This window comes from Actinomadura rifamycini DSM 43936, assembly GCF_000425065.1.
GTDB lineage: Bacteria > Actinomycetota > Actinomycetes > Streptosporangiales > Streptosporangiaceae > Spirillospora > Spirillospora rifamycini.
On record NZ_AULB01000035.1, the window covers coordinates 1 to 21,748 of the forward strand.

General features: G+C 76.9%; 14 protein-coding genes. 6 read left to right on the top strand and 8 right to left on the bottom strand.

The features are described 5' to 3' along the window. The coding region (locus H505_RS44935; protein WP_034520351.1) for a DUF4132 domain-containing protein at nucleotides 1-881 on the top strand (881 nt) is incomplete at its 5' end. Nucleotides 882-896: 15 nt separating this feature from the next. Beyond that, a complete protein-coding gene (locus tag H505_RS44940; RefSeq protein WP_051301278.1) occupies nucleotides 897-3,086 on the top strand; it encodes a DUF4132 domain-containing protein in 2,190 nt (729 codons plus the stop codon). A gap of 15 nt (nucleotides 3,087-3,101) precedes the next feature. Here the strand turns inward: H505_RS44940 and H505_RS0128710 are convergent, their stop codons facing one another. The 3 genes from H505_RS0128710 to H505_RS0128720 are packed head-to-tail and all read right to left on the bottom strand — an operon-like array spanning nucleotide 3,102 to nucleotide 8,444. Then, a complete protein-coding gene (locus H505_RS0128710) occupies nucleotides 3,102-4,382 on the bottom strand; it encodes a tetratricopeptide repeat protein (protein ID WP_051301289.1) in 1,281 nt (426 codons plus the stop codon). A gap of 34 nt (nucleotides 4,383-4,416) precedes the next feature. Then, nucleotides 4,417-6,702 carry a hypothetical protein gene (locus tag H505_RS0128715; protein WP_026404731.1) on the bottom strand — a complete coding sequence of 762 codons (2,286 nt, stop codon included), beginning with the start codon at nucleotides 6,700-6,702 and terminating at the stop codon, nucleotides 4,417-4,419. Beyond that, nucleotides 6,702-8,444, bottom strand: a complete 1,743-nt coding sequence (locus H505_RS0128720) for an HSP90 family protein (RefSeq protein ID WP_026404732.1) — start codon at nucleotides 8,442-8,444, stop codon at nucleotides 6,702-6,704. The genes H505_RS0128715 and H505_RS0128720 overlap by 1 nt, the downstream gene beginning before the upstream one ends. Nucleotides 8,445-8,646: 202 nt before the next feature. On the opposite strand from H505_RS0128720, the gene H505_RS0128725 reads away from it, so the two are divergent. Further along, the gene (locus H505_RS0128725; protein ID WP_026404733.1) at nucleotides 8,647-9,396 is read left to right on the top strand and encodes a maleylpyruvate isomerase family mycothiol-dependent enzyme; all 750 of its coding nucleotides are present in this window, start codon (nucleotides 8,647-8,649) and stop codon (nucleotides 9,394-9,396) included. Between the two features lie 12 nt (nucleotides 9,397-9,408). Here H505_RS0128725 and H505_RS0128730 read toward each other — a convergent pair whose 3' ends face one another. Then, nucleotides 9,409-10,458 (bottom strand): zinc-binding dehydrogenase, encoded by a 1,050-nt coding sequence (locus tag H505_RS0128730; RefSeq protein WP_245592652.1) that lies wholly within the window; start codon nucleotides 10,456-10,458, stop codon nucleotides 9,409-9,411. 157 nt (nucleotides 10,459-10,615) lie between these two features. On the opposite strand from H505_RS0128730, the gene H505_RS0128735 reads away from it, so the two are divergent. Beyond that, a complete protein-coding gene (locus H505_RS0128735; RefSeq protein ID WP_157433160.1) occupies nucleotides 10,616-11,260 on the top strand; it encodes a hypothetical protein in 645 nt (214 codons plus the stop codon). Between the two features lie 158 nt (nucleotides 11,261-11,418). On the opposite strand, the gene H505_RS0128740 is transcribed toward H505_RS0128735, so the two are convergent. Further along, on the bottom strand, nucleotides 11,419-12,918 hold the full coding sequence (locus H505_RS0128740; protein WP_026404736.1) for an FAD-dependent monooxygenase: 1,500 nt from the start codon (nucleotides 12,916-12,918) through the stop codon (nucleotides 11,419-11,421). Nucleotides 12,919-13,008: 90 nt separating this feature from the next. Next, nucleotides 13,009-14,121: a cystathionine gamma-lyase gene (locus H505_RS0128745; protein WP_026404737.1), complete on the bottom strand. Its 1,113-nt coding sequence runs from the start codon at nucleotides 14,119-14,121 to the stop codon at nucleotides 13,009-13,011. 101 nt (nucleotides 14,122-14,222) lie between these two features. On the opposite strand from H505_RS0128745, the gene H505_RS0128750 reads away from it, so the two are divergent. Then, complete coding sequence (locus H505_RS0128750) at nucleotides 14,223-17,444, top strand: DUF4132 domain-containing protein (RefSeq protein ID WP_026404738.1); 3,222 nt, start codon at nucleotides 14,223-14,225, stop codon at nucleotides 17,442-17,444. Nucleotides 17,445-17,495: 51 nt separating this feature from the next. Beyond that, entirely contained in the window at nucleotides 17,496-20,714 is a 3,219-nt protein-coding gene (locus tag H505_RS44945) for a DUF4132 domain-containing protein (protein WP_034520354.1), read from the top strand. Here the strand turns inward: H505_RS44945 and H505_RS44950 are convergent. Next, entirely contained in the window at nucleotides 20,677-21,126 is a 450-nt protein-coding gene (locus H505_RS44950; protein WP_051301280.1) for a DUF6114 domain-containing protein, read from the bottom strand. The genes H505_RS44945 and H505_RS44950 overlap by 38 nt on opposite strands. Beyond that, nucleotides 21,117-21,710 (bottom strand): DUF6230 family protein, encoded by a 594-nt coding sequence (locus tag H505_RS0128765; RefSeq protein ID WP_064743725.1) that lies wholly within the window; start codon nucleotides 21,708-21,710, stop codon nucleotides 21,117-21,119. The genes H505_RS44950 and H505_RS0128765 overlap by 10 nt, the downstream gene beginning before the upstream one ends. Between the last annotated feature and the right edge of the window lie 38 nt (nucleotides 21,711-21,748).

The window sequence follows — 21,748 nt, forward strand, 5'->3', positions numbered from 1 at the left end:
CGCTCGACTACGGGGCGCGGCGGTTCACGGTCGGGTTCGACGAGCAGCTCAAGCCGACGGTGACCGATGACGGCGGCAAGGTGCGCAAGTCGCTGCCCAAGCCGGGCGCCAAGGACGACCCCGATCTCGCGCCCGCCGCGCACAAGCGGTTCGCGGCGTTGAAGAAGGACGTCCGGACGGTCGCGGCCGACCAGATCGCGCGGCTGGAACGGGCGATGGTGGACGGCCGGCGGTGGCCGCTCGGCGAGTTCCGCGAGCTGCTGGCGGGGCACCCCCTCGTCGGCCACCTCGTGCGCCGCCTCGTCTGGCTCGTCGAGGGCGGGTCGGCGTTCCGCGTCGCCGAGGACGGCACGTTCGCCGACGCGGCCGACGAGACGCTCGTCCTGCCGGACACCGCGCGGGTCGGGATCGCGCATCCGGTCCACCTGGGCGACGGGGTGAAGGCGTGGTCGGAAATGTTCGCCGATTACGAGATCCTGCAGCCGTTCGAGCAGCTCGCCCGGCCCGTCCACGCCCTCACCGAGGACGAGCGGGCCGCCGCCGCCCTGGCCCGCCTCGACGGCCTGAAGGTCCCGCCGGGCGCCGTCCTCGGCCTGGTGGACCGGGGCTGGGAGCGCGCCGCCCCGCAGGACGCGGGCGTCGAACCGTGGATCTCCCGCCGCGCCGGGGCCGGACGGTACGTCGTCATCGACCTCCGCCCCGGCATCACCGTCGGCCGCCCCGACGAGTTCGGCGACCAGACCCTCGGCGTCCGGATCGCCGACCGGCCCGGCGACCGGTACTCCGCCCCGGACACCGGCCCGGCGTTCGGCGACCTCGACCCCGTGACCGCGTCCGAAATCCTCGCCGACCTCGCCCGCCTCGCCGCCTCCGCCCGCTGACCCGAAGGCAGTCCCATGACACCGACGCTCCCCGAAGCCCTCACCGACCCGCCGTGGCTGCGCAAACCGAAGCGGACCGCCGACTGGAAGGCGGTGACCGTCGAGGGCCTGGAACCCCCGGCCGGGCGCCGCGTCCGCTGGGCGCCCGGCGAGCGCGAGGAGTGGTCCGCGGATCCCGGCGGCGAGGACGAAGCCCACTGGCGGGCGGAGATCGACCGGCACTTCGGCCGGTACGGGGGCCCGGACTTCAGCCGGGCCGACGTGATCGTCCGCGCGCCCGAGCATCTGGCCCGGCCCCTGCTCGCGGAGTTCGAGCCCCGCGACGACGCGAGCTTCGGGCACTGGCTGCGGCCCCTCCTCGCGCGCTGGGAGACGGACGTGTGGGATCTCGTCGTCCGGATGGCCGAGGCCCGCCCGGCCCCCAACGGCTGGGCGGCGGTCCCCCTGCTCGGCGCCGACACGGCCCGCCTCGCCGCCTACTGGCTCTACAAGCTGAAGCGGGCGCGGCACGTCGCCGAGACCTGGTTCGAGCGGCACGGCCCGCTCGCCGCCGGGTACTACCTGGTGCCGGACGCCCTCGGCGCGGCGGCCGCGCCCCGCCGGTACGCGGTCCACGCGCTGCGGCACGTCGCCGCCATGGACGCCGGGCTGGTCGTGCGCGCCGCCCGCGCCTACGGCGACGAGGCGGCCGCCGCCGTGGAGCGGATGCTGGCCGAGGCGCCGTCCGGCGTCGCCCCCGCGGAGCGTCCCCCCGCGCCGCCGAAGCGGCCCGCCTGGGCGGACGCGGCGTCGGTGCCCCGCCCGGTGCTGCGGGACGGCGGCGGCGAACTCCCCGCCGACGCGGCCCGCAACCTCGTGCTGCTCCTCGCCATCGCGGGCCGCCCGAGCGAGTACCCCGGCGCGGACGAGGCCCTCGCCGAGGTCGCGGCGATCTGCGAGCCCGCGTCCCTCGCCGCGTTCGCGTGGGGCCTGTTCGAGGCGTGGCTGGACGGCGGCCGCCCGGCCCGCGACGGGTGGGTGCCGCGCGCCCTCGGCCGGTTCGGCGACGCCGGGACCGTCCGCCGCCTCGCCCCGCTGGTCCTCGGATGGACGAAGCCGGACACCGCCGATCTGAGGAGCGGCGCGCTCCGCGCGATCGTGGAGATCGGCGGGGACGCGGCGGCGGAGCACCTGAACGACATCGCGATGCGGGCGCGCACCAAGACCGTCCGGGACGCCGCCCGGTACCGCCTCGGCGGGATCGCCGAGGCGCGCGGCCTCACCGCCGAGCGGCTCGCCGACCGGCTCGCCCCCGACCTCGGGCTGGACGCCGCGGGCACGCTCGTCCTCGACTACGGCCCGCGCCGCTTCACGGCCGTCGTCGACGACCGGCTCGCCCCGTTCGTCGTCGACGAGGACGGCCGGGTCCGCAAGAGCCTCCCGAAACCGGGCGTGCGGGACGACGCCGAACGCGCGGCGGCGGCCCGGGAGCGGTTCGCGCGGCTCAAGGCCGACGTCCGCGTCGTCGGCGCCGACCGGATCGCGAGCCTCGAACACGCCATGATCGCCGGGCGGGGCTGGACGCCCGGCGAGTTCCGCGCGTACATCGCCCGGCACCCGGTCGTCCGGCCCATCGCCCGCCGCCTCGTGTGGCGCGCGGCGGACGGGACGTCGTTCCGCATCGCCGAGGACGGCACGCTCGCCGACGCCGCCGACGAGGCCGTCGACCTCCCGGCGGACTCGGAGATCACCGTCGTGCACCCCGTCCTGCTCGGCGAGGAGGAGCACAAGGCGTGGTCGGCGCTGTTCGCCGACTACGAGATCCTCCAGCCGTTCCCGCAGCTCGGACGCCCCTGCCGCGTCCTGACCGCGGACGAGCGGGGCGCGGACCGCCTCGTCCGGTACGAGGGCGCCGTGCTCCCGGCCGCCGGCGCGCGGGCGCTGCTCCGCGGGGGCTGGCGCCAGGCCACGGCCAGCGGGGGCCGCCGGCCGTGGATCGCGGTCGGGGCGGGGGAGCGCGCCGTCGCCCTCGACCTCGACCCCGGTCTGCCCGAGTACGACACGTACGAGATCGAGGACCAGGAGGTCCGCGGGGTGCGGCTCGTCGGCTCCGTTTACAGCGCCTGGGCCCCGGACGGGCCGCCGCGGCTCTTCGGCGAGCTGCCCGCGGGCGCCGTCTCCGAGGCCGTCACCGCCTTCGAGGCCGCCCTGCGCGCCACCGGCTGACCGGCCCCGGGGCCGTCAGGCGAACCGCGAGCTGCGCACGGGCCCGGGCGAACCGACCGGTTCCCTGGGCCCGGCGGCCGGCCACTGCGGCCGCACCGCCGCGACCAGCGCGGCCAGGGCGGCGTCCGGGTCCGGCGGGGTCCCGCCGTCGCCCTCGTCCGCGTCCGGCTCCGCCCGTACGATCTCCGCGGCGACCTCCGCCGCGGGCCGCTCGTCCGGCTCCGTCCGCTCCACCGACCCGTCCGGCGCCGCCCGCAGCCCCGCGCCCCACGGCGGGACGGCCACCTGGTGCAGCAGCCCGCTCACGTCGGCGGTGACCGGCGGCGGGTCCGTCCAGCAGGTGGCGTGCTCGAACAGCACCTGCCCCTCCGCCCGGTCCCAGAGGCCGCCGAGCGCCTCGCCGTCCGCCTCGTTCAGGTCGTAGGCGACGACGAGCGAGCCCGGCCGCTCCGGCGCGAACGGCTCCGCGGGCAGGCCGAGCAGTTCCGCGGCCGCCAGCCCGAGGATCGTGCTGGACCGGTCCGGCAGCGGCATCACCCGGTCCGGGGCGAGCCCGGCCGCGCCGAGCACCGTCCGCAGCCGCTCGACGGAGCGGCGGCACTGCCCGTACGCGTCGCCGAGGTAGGCGAACCGGCCGGTCATCCCGTCGGCGAACCCGTGCGGCGACAGCGTCAGCAGCACCGCCCCGCCGATCGCGAACTGCCAGCCCCGCAGGTCGCGGTCGTCCAGCGGCGACACCGCCCGCACCGCCCGCGCCCGGGCCAGCAGCCGGTGCAGCCGCTCCGCGGCGGGCGCCCACGTCCCGTCCGGTTCCGGCAGCCCCCGCGCCGCGTCCTCCGCGCGGGCGACGTCCCCGGCCATGAACGCGTTGTAGGCGACGAGGTACCGGTCCGGCCACGGCTCCAGCAGGGCGGCGCGGGCGTCCAGCTCCGCGACCGCCTCCGCGTGCCGGTGCTCCCGCTCCAGCGCGGCGGCCAGCTCCCGGACCAGCCCCACCTCCCCGGGCAGCAGCTCCAGCGCCGCCCGCAGCGCCGGGACGGCCAGGGCCGCCGCCCCGCGCTCGACGCACGCGTACCCGAAGTCGTACAGCTCCTGCGGGCCCGGCTCCCCGCCCCGCCCGGCCGTCCCGGCGACCGCCGCCGCGGCCTCCCGCAGATCGTCGAACCCGGACGCCGCGGCGGCGCCGCCGGCCAGCCGCGCCAGCTCCCGGAGGTCCATGCCGTCGGCGTTCGCCCGCAGGTGCCGCAGCAGCCCGGGGACGTCGCCGTTGTCGAGAAGCGCCTGCGGATCGTCCATGAGCGCGCACACTACTGCCCGGCCCGCCCCGCGATCACCCGGATTTCCCGGCGCGGCCGCCGGCGAGGTCGAAGGCGGCGCGGGTGTGGTACGCGGTCCCCAGGACGTCCTCCCAACGGCGCGCGTACACGCCGAGGTAGTCGCGGCACGAGGCGGCCATCCGGGCGAAGCTCCAGCCGTCCTCCGGCTCGCAGCACGCGTCCGCGGGCCACGTCCACGGCTCGTCGAGCCCCGCCGCCACCAGCGCCTCGCCCACCCGGATCGCGCCCGCGTACGCGCGCAGCAGGTCGAACTCCCAGTCCTCGTCGTCGGTGATGTGGAACAGGCCGAGGACGCGCAGGAGCATGTCCCGCCCGTGCTCCAGCGCCCCCGTCTCCGCGCAGTACAGCAGGTGCGCGGCGACCTCCGCCGCACCGGACGCCGTCAGGTGCGAGCGCTCGTGCACCTCCCGCGCCCGCTCCGCCCGCCCCGCCCGCAGCAGGGCGGGCAGCAGCAGGTCCTCGCGCTCGTCGCCCGGCGGCAGCGCCGCCGCCGCGGCGAACGCCTCCCCGTCGAGCCCAAGGTCGAGCCACCACCGGACGCCGCGCGCGACGCGCCCGCGCGCGGTGTGGGCGGCGGCGGACGGCAGCGCCCGGAACTCCGCCCACGCCGCCCGCGCCGCGTCCGGGTCGCCGCGCCGCGCCGCCTCCTCCGTCCGGAACCAGCGGACGTGGCAGAGGTCGTCGGTCCCGGGGCGGCATCGCGGCTCCAGCAGGTCGAGCAGGCCGCGGACCCGCCGCAGGTGCGGCCCGGGGCGCGCCAGGACCCGGTCCAGCGCGACCGGCACCGCCCGCCACAGCGCGTCCAGCCGCTCCGCCCCGAACAGGTCGGGACGCTCGCCGTGCAGGCGCAGCAGCTCCTCCACCGTCGTGAACAGGTGCTGCCGCCACCGCTCGCGGTTCTCCGGCAGCAGGTCGTCCAGCAGCGCGAACCGGGCGTCCGCGACGATGTCCGCGGCGCCCGCCGCGACCGCGTTCTGCACCACCTGCTGCGTCCGGCTGATCCGCCGCCGCGCGCTCTCGGCGGCCCGCGCCCGGCCGAGCTCGCGCCGCAGCCCGCCCGGGTCGGCGACGGCCAGGTGCGCGGCGAGCCGCGGGCCGGCGTCCCGCGCGGGCGGGGCGGACGGCGGAGGCAGCTCCAGCCGGTCGACGACGGGTTCCGCGCGGATCAGCGCCTCGACCCGCTCCGGCAGGTGCGTCGACCCGTCCATCTCGCCGATCTCGCGGGCCAGGTTCACCGCCCCCCAGTGCAACTGCGCGCCGATCTCGGCGTACGTGGTCAGCGGCAGGTAGTCGCAGTCGGGGTCGTCGCACCCGCACGGCCAGAACCACTCGCGGTCGAGCCCCGCCTCGCAGACGCGGCGGCACAGCAGCGCCGCCGCGGCCGCCGTCCACATGTGCACGGCGTACCGGCAGTCGATCCCGATCCGGCCGAGGTTGCGGTGCAGGACGTCCAGTCCGCGCTCCTCGTTGCCGGTGCGGGCGCAGAACTCCAGGTGCGCGGCGACGTCCTCGTACGTCAGCCCGCGCAGCGCGTAGGTGCGCTGGTGCGCCGCCACCGCCTCGTCGAGCCGCCCGGTGTGCAGGTACGGCATCATCAGGGCGGTCTCGTACGCGTTGTCCTCCCGCACCGGGATCTGACCGGACACCACCGGCGCCATCGCCTCGATCGCGAGGTCGTACCGCCCCAGCCGCGTCCACATGAGCGCGTTCCCGCCGGCGTGCCCGTCGGGGATGAAGTGCTCCTCCGGCGTCCCCTGCACCCGCAGCCGCCGCCACAGCCGCTCCACCTCGGGCACGTTCCCGCGACGCGCTTCGAGGTCCATGCGGGCGTCGTCCAGCGCGTACCGCGACCAGCGCCGCTCCGGCGGGCAGTACCGCTCCAGCTCGTCGATCAGCCGGTGGACGCCGTCCGCGGGCTGGACGTCCATCCGGATGTACCAGTCGAGGACGTTGTAGAACTGCGTCCACATGGCCGTGACGTGCGCGGGGCTGTAGCGGTGCGGTTCGGCGTGCCACATCAGCAGCGCCTTGCGGAGCACGCCGAGCTCCTCCCCGATGACCTCCTGGGAGCGGCGCTTCCAGCTCTTCGAGCGCAGCGCGTACCCGTAGTCGATGCGGACCTCGAACAGCGCCTCCGGGTCGCCGAGCGCCTCCGCGTCGGCCAGCACCGCCTCCATCGCGGCCACGAACACTTCCTTGCCGCCGCCCGGCTTCCCCGGCTCCAGCCGCCACGCCGCCTTGTGCCGCCGCCGCAGCTCCTCGCGGTCCAGCGCGGCCATCACCCCTCCCGGACGGCGTGCTCGACCAGCCCGAGGAACGCGCGGTTCACGCCCGCCACGTCGTCCGGCCGCAGCGGCCGGTTCCCGGTCAGCAGCGCGTACCCGTACAGCGCCTCGACCGACAGCTCCACGACCCGGACGTCCGCGGTGCTCGTCAGCCGCGCCACGACCGGGTTGCGGTGGTTGAACACCAGCCGCGGCCCGGCCCGCTCCGGCTCCCCGGTGGCGATGAAATCCGCCCAGACGCCGTCGGCGTCCTCGTCGGCGCCGTGCCCGCCCGGGTCGCCCTCCAGGTACACCACCGGCAGCGACGCGGGGGAGAACGACCGCAGCAGCGGCGCGCAGCCGTGCCCCGCGAGGGTCCGCCGCGCGGCGTCCAGGAAGTCGCGGGCCGCGAACTCCACGCCCGGCCCCACCGGACCGAACCGCGTCGCCAGCTCCGACGTCTCCAGCCTGCGGACGTCCAGGTCCGGGTCCAGCCGCCGCAGCCGGTTCAGGATCTCGACGTGGTAGACGTAGCCGCCGTTCACGAGCGCGATGCCCTGCGCGGCCGCGATGGCCGACAGCTGCCGGAACTCCTCCACGCGCGGCGTGTACCGGATCGAGCGGTGCCGCGCCCGCAGCTCCGCGAGCGTGACGTGCCCCTCGCTCGTCTCGAACGGGACCTGCTCGTCCACGATCCGCAGCATCTCGGCGTCGTGCACCGCCAGCGCCATCACCCCGCGGTAGTGCACCTTCAGGAAGTCCCGCATCCGGGCCGGGTCCGTCGCCGCCAGCCGCACCAGCCACGACCGCAGCGCGTCGCCGAGCCGCTCCCGCGTCACCGCCAGCAGCTCGTCGTCGTACAGCTGCTCCCGGCTCGCCGTCGGCCGCAGCTCCCCGGCGTCCACGACGCACCGGACGAAGAACGCCCACTCCGGCAGCACGCCCTCCACCCGGTCGCCCAGCAGCATCCGCTTCAGGTACACCCGGTGGGTCGCCCGCTCGCTCGGGTTGCTCTCGTACGGCAGGACGAACGCCGCGCCCCGCAGCCCCGCCTCCGGCACCTCCAGCGGGACGGCGTCGAACGGCTCCGCGCCCAGCACCCGCGTCCCGTACGCGACCAGCTCGCCGCGGTCCCGCTCCCACGGCGCGGCCGGCTCGGTGACCCGCTCGCCGTCCACCCGCACGTCGCAGGGCAGCAGCGCGCCGTAGTGCCGCACCAGCTCCCGGACCGTGGACGCCTCCAGCCAGTGCCCGAAGTCCCGCCGGGCCCGCAGCACCACGGTCGTCCCCGGCTCGTCCCGCCGCCCCGGCTCCACGGTGTAGTGCCCGTCCGCGTGGCCGCGCCACACGACCGCCGGGGCGTCCGGGACGGCCGCGCTGCGCGTCACCACCTCGATCTCGTCGGCGACGAGGAAGCACGACAGCAGCCCGATCCCGAACTGCCCGAGGAAGTCGTGCCGCGCCAGTCCCAGCTCGTCCCGCTTCGACGAATTGCCGATCGTCGCGAGCAGCTCGTGCACCTGCGGCTCGGTCAGCCCGACGCCCGCGTCGGCGACCCGCAGCTCCCCGTTCCCCGTCTCGAACCGGATCGGCGCGTCCGTCCCGGCGCCCCGCGCCGTCATCGCGTCCACCGCGTTCTGCAGCAGCTCCCGCACATAGACGCGGGGGCTGCTGTAGAGGTGCCGGCTCAGCAGGTCGACGATCCCGCGCAGATCGACGTTGAAGTTCCGCGCCCCCGTTGGCTCCTGACTCGTCATCACGTGACTGAGATGATCGCCTTCCCCGCACGGTTCCCGCGTGTTCCCCCGGCGGCCGCGCGCACGTCCGGTCGTCCTCCGGCGCGCGGCGCGCCTCGGCGGGCCGCGTCCAGGCCGCGCCGTGCCCGGCCGGGAGACCCCGCACCGGACGCTCGACCCGCTCGTGTTGATCAAGACGGCGGGACCTGCTGGGATGCCCGGCATGGATCACGCCCGCTTCCTCGGCCACCTCGACGACGAGTTTGCCCGCTTCCGCGCGGCCGCCGCGTCCGGCCTCTCCGCTCCCGTCCCCACCTGCCCCGGCTGGACCGTCGCCGACCTGGCCCGCCACGTCGGCGAGGTGTACCTCGAGAAGGCGCGCACCGTCCGGGAAGGGGCCGAGCCCGAGCCGTGGCCCCCGCCCGGGCTCGCCGCCGAGGACCCGCTCGCCCTGCTCGACCGGTCCTACCCCGACCTGCGCGGCGAGCTCGCCGCCCGGGCGCCCGGCGACCCGTCGGTCACCTGGTACGGCCCCGACCAGACCGTCGGCTTCTTGATGCGCCGCATGGCGCACGAGACGCTGATCCACCGCATCGACGCCGAACTCGGCGCCGGGCGCCCGGTCGGCGACGTCCCGCCCGACCTCGCCGCCGACGGCATCGACGAACTCCTCAAGGTCTGCGTGGCGTACGCCGTCGCCGAGTGGAGCGAGGAGTTCACCGGCGTCCTCGGCGGCGCCCCCGAACGGACGTACGCGCTGCGGACGGACGGCGCGGCGTGGGCCGTCCGGTCCGGCCCGGACCTGTTCGACGTCCAGGACGGCCCCGGCGGCGGCCCCGCCGACGTCACCCTCACCGGCCCGCCGGACGCCCTGCTGCGCTGGGTCTGGAACCGCGGCGGCGACGTGCGGATCGAGGGCGACCCGGAGGCCGTCGCGGTCCTGCGCCGGTGCATCGCCATCGCCACCCAGTAGCGGCGCGCGGCGTCAGGGGCGGACGACGATCTTGCCGGTGTACCGCCCCTCGGCGAACTGCCGCTGCGCCCGGTCGATCCCGGTGAGCGGGTGCCGTCCCGCGATGCGGGGCCTGACCAGCCCGGCACGGGCGATCCGGACCAGCTCGGCGAAGTGCTCGCGGGTGTGCATCGACGAGCCGATCAGCCGCCGGTTGTGCAGGTAGAGGCGCCGCAGGTCGAACGGCACCACCGGCCCGGCGACCGCCCCGGCGATCACCCACCGCCCGTCGTCCGCCAGCAGCGGCAGCAGCCGTTCGAGCAGGGGGCCCCCGGCGACGTCCGCGACCACCGGGAGCCCGGCGGGGCACAGCGACCGCACCCGCGCGGCGAGGTCGTCCTCGTCGCGGGCGACGACGTGGGCCGCGCCGGCGGCGGCGACCTCCTCGGCCCGGGCGCGGCCCGTCACCGCGACGACGGCGGCGCCGCGGGCCGCCGCGAGCTGCACCAGCGCCAGCCCCACCCCGCCGGACGCGCCGGTGACCAGCACCGTCTCCCCGTCCCGGAGCCCGACGCGTTCGAGCATGCCCATCGCGGTGCCGTACGCCACCGGCAGGCACGCCAGCTCCTCGTCCGAGAGCGGCGACCCGGTCATGTCGTGGGCCCGGTCCGCCCGCACCGCGACGTACTGGGCGAACCCGCCGTCCGCCTCGCTGCCCAGCAGCCCGACGGGCGGCGCCTGCGCGCCCTCGTCCCGGTACAGCGCCGGATCGACCAGCACCCGCCGCCCGATGAGGCCGCCGGGCGCGCCGGGGCCGGCGGCGGCGACCGTCCCGGCGATGTCGCCGCCCTGGATGCGGGGGAACGCGATGGGGCCCCGCCACCCCGCGCGGGCGTCCGGCCGCCCCGGCAGCCCGTAGGCGCCCTCCCGGGTCCAGATATCGGTGTTGTTCACCGCCGCGGCGCTCACCCGCACCAGCACTTCCCCGGACCCCGGCCGCGGAACGGGCACATCGTGACGCACCCGCAGGACATCCGGCTCCCCGTGGCCCACCAGAACGGCGGCCGTCATCAGTTCGTCCACGCATCGACCCTGCCATGGGCCTGACCTGGACGAGCGCACCGGCACGCGCCCGGGGACGGCGGGCCGCCGCGGCGCCCGCACGGCCTTGCCGACCGGGGCCGGCGCCCCCACGGTCCCGGCCGTGCCCGCCTTCGGGCGGCCGGTCTAAGTTATGGCGATGCAGCCCGATCTGCCGCAGAAAGCGGCGAACGAACTCCGGCCCCGCCGCGCCTGGTACGCCGCGGCGGCCGCGATCGCCGTCGTGCTGACCGTGCTCGGCACGGTCATCGGCGCGTACCGGCTCGACGGCGCGATCGGCGCGGTCGGCACCGGCGACCGGTTCGCCAACGGCGACACCGTCACCCTGCGCCTCGACCCGGGGAGCGACAAGGCGATCTGGGTCATGTACCCGGGCCGGTCGCCCGGCCCGACGTGCGGCATCACCGGGCCGGGCGACCCCCGCCTCACCGACCCGGGGACCGACGTGTTCCTCACCCGCGACGAGACCTGGGCGCTGCTTTACACCATCGACGTGACGCGGGCGGGCGACCACGAGATCACCTGCTCGTCCGGCGCGCTGTCCCGGTACGCGATCGGCGACCCGTCCGGCGGCCTCCTCGCGCTGGGCGGCGGCCTGCTTCTCGCCGCCCTTCTCCCGGTCCTCGGGATCGGCGCCGGCGCCGCCATCGCCCTCGTCACGGCCCTCCGCCGCAGAGCCCACCGCAAGCGCCTGCGCGCCGAACGCGACGGCCCCGACCACGACCGTCCCGCGCCCCCCGCCCCGGCCGACGAGGATCCCAGCCCCGCCCTCCCCACCCCCTGACCCGAAGCTGGTCCCCGGCGGACACGACGTGCGGGTCGCGCCCGTCCAAGCCGTCGTCGAGGAGTTGTGCGGTGGCGGTCCGTCGTTCACGCGTCCGGCCACCCGGCCGGGGGCGAGCGGCGCACTCGCGGCGCGAAGGCGGAGCGCTTCGGGGGCCGTCAGGTGGGCGGGCGGGCGCAGGCGCGGTGGAGGGCGGTGCGGACGGCGGCCGGGTCGAAGGCCGGGAAGGCGGCGGCGATGTGGCCGTCCGGGCGGACGACGACCGCGCCGTCCGGGGGCAGCGCGGCCTCCGCGCCGACGTCTTCGAGCGCGAGGACCCGGCAGGGGACGTCCGCCGCGACGGCGGCCGCGTGGCGGGCGGGCACGAGGACGGTCATGCCCGTGCCGAACACGCGGCGGAGCCGGGCCGGTTCGCCGTCGAGGACGCACGGGGCGTCCGGGCAGAGGGACCCCGGCAGGGACGTGCCGGACGGCGTGGTCAGCGGGGAGCCGGCGTAGCGGAACGGCTCGGCGAGCTTCCCGGAGTCGATCGCCGCGCGGGCGTCCGGGTCGTGCGGCGCCCGCTCCAGCGTGCGGACCCGCCGCTCCCGCTGCTCCGGCGTCTGCGGGACCAGGAACTCCATCGTGCGGGCCGTCACCCGCAGGTTCTCCAGCGCCGCCGCGCGGCGTTCGGCGTCGTAGGTGTCGAGCAGGGCGTCGGGCGCGCCGTGCCGGTGCGCGAAGGCGAGCTTCCAGGCGAGGTTCTCGGCGTCCTGGACGCCCGAGTTGAGGCCGCGCGCGCCGAACGGGGCGAAGACGTGCGCCGCGTCGCCCGCCAGGAACGCGCGCCCCGCGCGGAACGCCGCGGCGCACCGCTGGTGGAACCGGTAGGCGGTCGTCCACACCAGCTCGTACGGGGCGTCGCCGACGATCCGGCGGATCCGGGCGTCGAGGGCGCCCGACGCGCGTTCGGCGTCCAGGTCGAAGTCCTCGGGCACCTGCCAGTCGATGCGCCACACCGAGTCGGGGCACTGGTGGACCAGCACCTGCCGGCCGGGGTTCCACACCGGGTCGAAGTGGAAGCGGCGCTCGTTCGGGAACGGCAGGTCGGCGCGGACGTCGCAGATGAGGAAGCGGTCGTCGAACGAGCGGCCTGGCCAGGCGACGCCCAGCAGGCGGCGGACGGTGCTGTGCGCGCCGTCGGCGCCCACGGCGTGGCCGCCGCGCACGCGGGCCCCGTTCGCGGCCGTCAGCTCGACGCCCGCGGCGTCCTGCTCCAGCGCGACGACCCGGTGCCCGTAGCGCAGGTCGACCAGCGGTTCGGCGGCGGCGAGGCCGCACAGGCGCCGCTCCACCTCGGACTGCGAGATGTTGATCCACGGCGGCGTCACGCCCTCGCCCGGGTCGGGGAACGACACCGCGAACAGCTCGGTGCCGCGGTAGTAGGTGCGCCCCGTCGTCCAGGTGACCCCGCGGGCGACGAGGTCGTCGCCGCAGCCGGCGCGGCCGAGGACGTCCAGGACGTCCCGCTGGAAGCAGATCGCGCGGGACCCGGTCGTCTCGCGGCGGTCCGCGGCCTCCAGCAGGACGCTGGACACCCCGGACCGGGCCAGCAGCAGCGCGGTGACGAGACCGACCGGGCCGGCGCCCGCGATGACGACGTCGGCCTCGGAGCTCATCCCGGGCCGCCCGGTCTCCGGGCCGCCCGGTCGCGCGCATCCCCCACGCCCGGCTGCCTACCCGCCCGCCGCCGGATCAGCCCCCGCCGGTCAGGTCCGGGCGGCGTCGAGGGCCCGCAGGGCGTCGGCGACGAGGTCGGCGGTGTCCTCCACGCCGACCGAGAAGCGGACGAAGCCCGGTTCGACCGCGTCGCCGCCCCACCGGCCGCGCCGCTCCGCCGAGCTGTGCACGCCGCCGAAGCTCGTCGCCTGCGTCACCAGCGCGAGGGCGCCGAGGAACCGCTCGGCGAACTCCTCGTCGGGCAGCGTGAACGACACGATGCAGCCGAACCGCTTCATCTGCCGGGACGCGAGGGCGTGCGACGGGTCGTCCGGCAGGCCCGGGTACCGCAGCCCCGACACCTCGGGACGGTCGCGCAGCGCCTCGGCGAGCGCGAGCGCGTTCGCCGACTGCCGGTCCAGCCGCAGCTGCAGGGTCGCGAGGGACCGGTGCGCCAGCCACGCCTCCATCGGCCCCGGGATCGCGCCGACCGTCTTGCGCCACCACCGGACGCTCTCGGCCAGCCCGGGGTCCCGGGTGGCGACGTGCCCGAGCAGGAGGTCGCCGTGGCCCGTCATCGCCTTGGTGTCGCTGGCGACGGAGAAGTCGGCGCCGAGGTCGAGGGGGCGCTGCCCGAGCGGGGTGGCGAGGGTGTTGTCGACGGCGACGAGGGTGCCGCCCGCGTGCGCCGCCTCGACGATGCGGGCGACGTCGCACACGTCCAGGTTCGGGTTCGAGGGGGTCTCCAGCCAGACCAGGCGGGCCCCGTCGAGCAGGTCGAGCTGGGCGTCGCGGGCCGTCGGGCCCATCCGGACCTCGACGCCGTAGGACTCCAGCCGGTCCCGCAGCGACCGCGTCGTCTGGTAGCAGTCCGTCGGCAGGACGACCGCGTCGCCCGCCCGCGCCTGGGAGAGCAGCACCGCCGCGATCGCCGCCATGCCGGACGAGAACACCGACACCTCGGCGCCGCCCTCCAGCTCGCCGATGGCGGTCTCCAGCAGCGTCCACGTCGGGTTGGCGTCGCGGCCGTAGGTGTAGGGCCCGGACGGTTCGCCGGGCAGGTGGTAGTGCGCGGCGAACGCCGGTCCCGGCAGCGTCGGCGCGAACTTCTCCGCGGGCGGGCGTCCCGCGCCCACCGCCAGGGTCCCGTCCCCGATCTCCACTCCGACCTCCTCTTTCGCGGGACCGCCATCGTCCCGCATCCGGCCGCCGGGCGTTCCGGTGGCCCCGCCGACGTCGGCGGCATGCCCTACGTTGACCCGCTATGAAGGATCAGCAGAACTCCGTGGCGCCGGACGAGGACGTGTTCGACTTCCCGAAGGCGTGGCTCCGGTACATCCACCCCCGCCGGGGCGGCGTGCCCGCGGCGGTGAGGCCCGCCGACCCGGCGGAGGCGCGGAGCCTCATGCGGGCGCCCGCGGGGGAGGGGGAGTCCGTCGACGCGGCCCGGCGGTACCTCGCCGGGGAGCCCGACCCGGTGGGGGCGGCGGCGGTCGCGGCCGCCGCGGTGAAGGCGGAGTGGAAGTACGAGCGCAAGGCGGTGGCGTTCCGGACGCTGGTCGACGCGTGGGTCGCCGAGCACGGGCTCGCCTTCGCCGCCGAGGCCGTCGTGGAGCGGTGCAAGGCGGTGCTGGCCGCCGACCGGCGGTTCCACAACGGGACGCGGATGCCCCGCGGCCTGGGCGAGCCCGAGCAGGAGGCGCTGTGGCGGGTGCGGGCGTTCCTCGCGGCGGCCGACGACGCCGGGTACGCGGCGGCGGCCGAGCGGCTGGACGCCGTCCACTGGCCCGCCGAGGAGGAGGTGCTGGGGGCGTGGATCGTCGCGTACCTCCTTCCCGACCGGCAGGACCGGGTCGACGAGCTCCTCGCCGCCGGCCCCCGCTGGGAGCGGCTCGATACGCTGGTGCTGTGCTCGCTGGGCCGGCCGTCCCAGCTCGACGGGCTGCTGCCGCGCTCTCGGCGGGCCCGGGTGTCCACCGGCACGATCGCGACGCTCGCCGACGGCATCGGCACGGCCGTGCTGGCGTACCTGCTGAACGCGGTGGCGGACGGCCGGCAGGGCGGCGAGCTCCGCAAGTGCGTCTTCGACGCGGTGGCCGTGCTGCCGACCGACGACGCGTTCCGCGCGCTGCTGGACCGGCGGGACGACCGGCACGGCCGGGGCGCGCTGATGGACGCGATGCGGCGGTTCCCCCACCGCGCCGTGCGCCTCCTGGCGGACGCCGGCGACCGCGACGCGGCCGAGCTGCTCGACGGGCACGTCCGCGCGCACGCCGACCTTTTCGCGGCCGCGCTGCCGGACCTGCCGGACGGCGCCCGCGCCGCCGTCGAGCCGATCCTCGCGGCGATGGCGCCGCGCGTCCCGGAGGCGCCGGCCGCCGACCTCCCGGCGTGCCTGACCGCGCCGCCGCCCTGGAAGCGGCCGGTGAAGCCGGCGGCGCCCGGCCTGGAGCCGCCCGCGCCGCGCGTCGCCTGGCCCGCCGGGATGCGGGAGGCGTGGCTCGCCGCCGACACGAGCGAGATGGAGCGGCTCGTCCCCGAACCCGACTGGGCGGACCTCGCCGCCGGGACGGACCGGTTCCTGGGACGTATGCAACTGGGCAACCTGCTGCTGTTCGGGCCGGAGGACGTCGTCCGCCCCGTCCTGCCCAAGCTGGTGCGCTTCGTGTACGCCGAGAGCTGGATGAAACCGGTCGTCGCCCGGTACGGCGTCGACGCCCACGACCTGGTGGTCCGGGCGGCCGGGCTGTACCTGCCGTTCCTGAGCGCCCCGGTCGCGGCGGGCGCCGCCGACGACCTGCTCCGCGGAGGCGAGAGCGCGGCCACGGCCGTCGCCTGGCTGGACCTGCACGGCACCGACGCCGTCCCGTACCTCGCCCCGGCCGCGCTGGGCCGGCCGGGGAAGCCGCGCCGGGCGGCCGAGCACGCGCTGCGCCGGCTCGCCGCCCGGCACGGCGCCGACGCGGTCGCCGCCGCGTGCCCCGGCGCGGCGGACGAACTGCGGACGCTCCTCACGGCGCACCCGGTGCAGACCGGCCTGGTCAAACGGCCCGCGGTCGGCGACTGGGTGCGGCAGGCGGCGCTGCCGCAGGTGCTGCTGCGCGGCGGGGACCGCGCCCTCCCGGAGGCCGACGTCCCGCGGCTCCTGGAACTGCTGGCCCTGCCCGTCCCGTACGGCCTGGACGAGCTGCGCGCGGCGTTCGAGCCCGCCTCGCTCGCCGAACTGGGCTGGAGCGTGTTCGCCCACTGGCTCGACCTCGGCCGCCCGTCCAAGGAGAGCTGGGCCCTCGCCCAGCTCGGCGGCTCCGGCGACGACGAGGCGGTCCGGCGGCTCGCCCCGCTGATCCGGGCGTGGCCGGGGGAGGGCGGCCACAAGTACGCCGTCACCGGCCTGGACGTCCTCGCGGGCATCGGCTCCGACGTCGCGCTGATGCACCTGCACTCGATCTCGCAGAAGGTGAAGTTCAAGGGGCTGCGGGCCCGCGCGCAGGAGAAGATCGCCGAGGTGGCGGAGGCGCGCGGGCTGTCCCTCGACGAGCTCGCGGACCGGCTCGTCCCGCACTTCGACCTGGACGCGGACGGGTCGATGGCGCTCGACTACGGTCCGCGGCGGTTCACGGTCGGGTTCGACGAGCAGCTCAAGCCGTTCGTGGTGGACGAGGCGGGCAAGGTCCGCAAGGCGCTGCCGAAGCCGGGCGCGAAGGACGATCCAGAGCTGGCGCCCGCCGCCCACAAGGCGTTCGCCGCGCTGAAGAAGGACGTCCGGACCGTCGCGGCCGACCAGCTCCGCCGCCTCGAACGCGCGATGGTCGAGGGCCGCCGCTGGACGCCGGACGAGTTCCGCGCGCACCTCGTCCGGCACCCGCTCGCCGGGCACCTCGCCCGCCGCCTGGTGTGGCTCGCCGACACCGCGGACGGGACGGCGTCGTTCCGCGTCGCCGAGGACGGGACGCTCGCCGACGCCGACGACAAGGCGTTCGACCTCGCGGAGTCGGCCCGGGTGGGGATCGCGCACCCGCTCCACCTCGGGGACACCCTTCCGGTGTGGGGGGAGGTGTTCGCCGACTACGAGATCCTGCAGCCGTTCGAGCAGCTCGCCCGGCCCGTCCACGCGCTGACCGACGCGGAGCGGGAGAGCGGGAGGTTGGAGCGGTTCGAGGGGCTGGAGGTGCCGTTCGGGACGGTCCTCGGGCTGGAGAAGCGCGGCTGGGAGCGCGCCGAGCCGGGGGACGGCGGCAGCCAGGAGTACATGTCCCGGAGGGCCGGCGCCGACCGGTACGCCGTCGTCAACCTGGACCCCGGCTTCACCATCGGTTTCCCGGACGCGACCGGCGACGTGCAGCTCCTCGAGGACGTGCGGTTCGCGGCCGCGCCCGGGCGGTACTGGGGGGCGCGGAGCACCCCGCCCTCGCTGCGCGACCTCGACCCGGTGGCGGCGTCCGAGATCATCGCCGACCTGGAGACGCTGCGCGATGCCGCCCGCTGACCTCCCGGTTCGCTCCGTTCTCGACCACTTGATCCCTTACGGTGAGGGCACATGAACGATCGGCTCCAGGTCCTGCCCGACGAGGACCTCCTGACCCTGCCGGACGAGTGGCTGCGGTCCGTGCACCCCCGGCGCGGCGGCGCCCCCGTGTCCGAGCCCGAGGCCGCCCCCGGCGCGCCTGAGGCCGCCGCGCGGCTGGTCGCCGGAAGCGAGGGCGTCGTCGAGGCGATGCTGGCGGGCGGCCGCCCGACCGCGGAGATCGCGGAGGCCGTCCGGCGGCACCGGGACGGGACGCCCGACCCGGTGGGCGCCGCGGTGGTCGCGAAGCTCGTGCGGCACGCCGTGGGGGATCTCAAGACACCGGTGTGGCGCACGTTCGTCGACGCCTGGACGGTCGCGCACGGCCCCGGGTTCGCCGGGCGCGCCCTCCTCGAGACGTCCCGGACGACCGTCAGGACGATGGCCGGGGGCGGCGGGTGGCGCGGCCGGTTCACCGTCCGCGCGGCGCGCGACGACGGGGACCCGAACCGGCCCGGGCCGCTCCCGCTGCGGCGGGTGCGGGGCCTGCTCGCCGCGGCCGGCGACGCCGAGCAGGAGGCCCTCGACCCGCACCGCGCCACCCCGGCGACGCGGCTCCTCGCCGCCTACCTGGTGCCGAACCGGCACGACTGGGTGGCGGAGTCCCTCGCCGAGGCCGACCGCCACAGGTACAAACCGCTCGCGCTGTGCTCGGTGGGGACGGCCGAGCACCTGCGCACCGCGAACGTCACGCTCTCCTGGGGCGAGGCGAGCAGAGACGTGCTCGCCACCCTCGTCGACGGCCTCGGCCTGGACGTGCTGCCGTTCCTCCTGGAGAGCCTCGATGTCGGCCACCTGGACAGCCGCGACCGCGAGCAGATCTTCCGGGCCGTGGCGCTGCTGCCGTCCGACGCGGCGTTCGAGGCGCTGCTGGACCGCCGCGCCGACAAGTACGCGCGCCGCGCGCTCCAGGAGGCGATGCGGCGGTTCCCCGTGCGCGCCATGCGCCTGCTCGCGGGCCGCGGCCTCGCCGAGCAGCTGGGCGACCACGTCCGGACGCACCTCGACACGGCCGTCGCCGCCCTGCCGGCGCTCCCCGGGCCGGTGCGCGCGGCCGTCGAGCCGTTCACCGAGACGGCCGCCCGCGTTCCCGACGCGCCCGCCGCCGAGATCCCGGCGGTGCTGGCCGCGCCGCCGTGGGGCGGGCCGCCGGAGACGTTCCGGGCGGACGTCCCGGTGCCGCCCGTCCGGGCGCGCTGGCCGGAGGGGCTCCGCGAGGCGTGGCTCGCGGCGGACGTCGCCTCCGTCGTGCCGTCGGACGACCGGTACCGGAAGGTCCTCACGGCGGACGGCCCCGCGTCGGAGGAGGCCTGCGAGCTGCTGGCGAAGGGCGCCTGGCTGACGGTCGGCGACCGGGACTGGCGCCGGGCCGTGGTGGCGCGGCACGGGACCGCGACCCTCGAGCGAGTGCTCTGGTACGCCGGCCACTCCCCTTGGGATTACGCGGACCTGCTGGTGCCGTTCTTGAGCTGCGGCATCGCCGAGTTCATGTGCGACCGGCTCGCCCGGGAGGACGGCAGCGGCCGGCGGGCGGCGGACGCGTGGCTCCTCCACCACGGGCTCGACACCGTGCCGTACCTCGCGGTGCGGGCGCTCGGCAAGGCCGCGAAGAAGCGGGGGCAGGCCGAGCGGGTGCTGCGCCGGCTCGCCGCCGAGCACGGCCCGGACGCGGTCGCCGCCGCCTGCCCGGAGGCGTCCGGCGGGCTGCGCGCGATGCTGGCGGCCCACCCGGCGCGCACGGGCCTGGTCAAGCGGCCGGAGGCGGGCGCCTGGGCGGACCCGTCCGTGCTCCCGCAGGTCCTGCTCAAGGACCGGGAGCGCGCGGTCCCGGCGCGGGAGACCCGGGCCCTCATCGAGCTGATCGGCCTGGCGGACGCGTCCGGCCTGCTCGACGAGGTCCTCGCCGTCGTCGATCCGGCGTCCCTCGCCGACTTCGGCCGGGCCCTCTTCCGCCGGTGGCGGGACGCGGGCGCGCCGCCGAAGGAGGCGTGGGCGCTGACGCAGCTCGGCCGCACCGGGGACGACGAGACGGTGCGGATGCTCTCCCCGGTGATCCGGGCGTGGCCGGGGGAGGGCGGCCACAGGAACGCCGTCACCGGCCTGGACGTCCTCGCCGAGATCGGCACCGGCCTGGCGCTGTCGCACCTGGACTCGATCTCGCGGAAGGTGAAGTTCAAGGGGCTGCGGGCCCGCGCGCAGGAGAAGGTGCAGGAGGTGGCGGACGGCCTCGGCCTCACCGCCGAGCAGCTCGCGGACCGGCTCGTCCCGGCGTTCGGCCTGGACGCAAACGGCGCGATGGCGCTCGACTACGGTCCGTGGCGGTTCACGGTCGGGTTCGACGAGCAGCTCAAGCCGTTCGTGGTGGACGAGGCGGGCAAGGTCCGCAAGGCGCTGCCGAAGCCGGGCGCGAAGGACGATCCGGAGCTGGCGCCCGCAGCCCACAAGGCGTTCGCCGTGCTGAAGAAGGACGTGCGCGGCGCCGCGTCCGACGCGCTGCTCCGCCTCGAACGCGCGCTCGTCACCGGGCGGCGCTGGACGGCGGCCGAGTTCCGCACGTACCTGGTCGGGCACCCGCTCGTGGGGCACCTGGCCCGCCGCCTGGTGTGGCTGGCCGAGGACGGCGGCGCGACGGCGTCGTTCCGGGTCGCCGAGGACGGGACGTTCGCCGACGCCGACGACGAGACGTTCGTCCTTCCGGAGTCGGCCGGTGTCGGAATCGCGCATCCGCTCCACCTCGGGGACACCCTTCCGGCGTGGGCGGAGGTGTTCGCCGACTACGAGATCCTGCAGCCGTTCGAGCAGTTGACCCGGCCCGTCCACGTGCTGACCGACGCGGAGCGCGAGGGCAACCGGCTGGAGCGGTTCGAGGGCCTCGACGTCCCGTTCGGGACGCTGCTGGCGCTCGTCCGCCGGGGGTGGGAGCGCGGGCAGCCGCTGGACGCCGGCCTCGAACGGTGGATCTCCCGGCGGGCCGACGGATGGCACCTCGTCGTCAACCTGTCGCCGGGGATAGCGGTCGGCGCCGTGGACGCGACCGGCGACACCCAGCGGCTCACGGCCGTCTGGCTCGCCCCCCGGCCGGACGACCACCGCCCCTCCCCGCCCGCGCCCCTCCGCCTCGGCGACCTGGCCCCGGTCACCGCGTCGGAGATCCTCACCGACCTGGCGGCGCTCGCCGGCGCGGCGGTCTGACCGCCGGCCCGCGAGCCCCGCGTGGACGCCGCCCGGGTCGGCCGTCGTCGGCGGGCGGCGTCCACGCGAACGCCAGGGACGCGCCGGTGATCGCGGCGAGGGTGCCGACCAGGAAGCCGCCCAGGTTCGTCAGGACGAACGCGGCGAGGGCGGCGAGGACGGTCAGCAGCGCGACGGGGACGCGCTGCTCGGGCGCGAACCAGAGCGCCGCGCCCAGCGCGGCGAGGAAGAGGCCGAGCAGGAAGGCGGCGTAGCCCCCGACTCCGGTGTGGACGATCAGCCCGGTGCCGACCACCGGCACCAGCAGGATCTCGGCGCCCGCCGCGGCGACCAGCAGGCCCGCGGCGAAGGGGCGGCGGGCGCACCACGCCGCGGCGGCGCGCCGCCCCGCGGGCAGGCGGCTCAGAAGCATGCCGGGACGTCCCGCCCGAAGGAGACGTCCAGGCCCGTCACCTGGAACGAGCCGCCCGCCACCATCCAGGCGTCGGCCTTGACGTCGGTGACGGTGAAGCCCCCGGCGCCGACGCCGAAGTCGCCGGGGGAGCCGTCGGCGGGGGTGCCGGTGCCGAGCCCGCCCGCGTCCCGGTTCAGCAGCAGGGACGTGAAGTCGACGTCGGCGTCGACATGGGTGGCGGAGATGCTGAGGCCGGTGATCTGCGAGGCGCGGGCCGGGTCCGTCGCGCCGAGCCGCACCGTGTAGCGGCCGAGGGGCGTGTCGACGTGCGCGGACTGGCACAGCCCGCGGACCCGCGCCGAGCGCATCGTCAGCACCATGACCGGGTGGTCGGCACCGTCGGCCGTGCGGACGACGGCCGGGTGCAGGCCGAAGCCCTGCCCCGACAGCTCGTCGGCCGACACCTGCATCTGCCGCCCCGACACCGCGAACGACGCGGGCAGCGCGCCCTGCGCCATCCCGAACGCCAGGACCGCGAGGGCGCCGACGGCCGGCACGAAGAGCACCAGAAAGCGGCGCAACGGGGCGAGTGGTCGCGTCATCGCGGGCGTCCTTCCCGGTAGCTGCCCGGCTTGGGCCT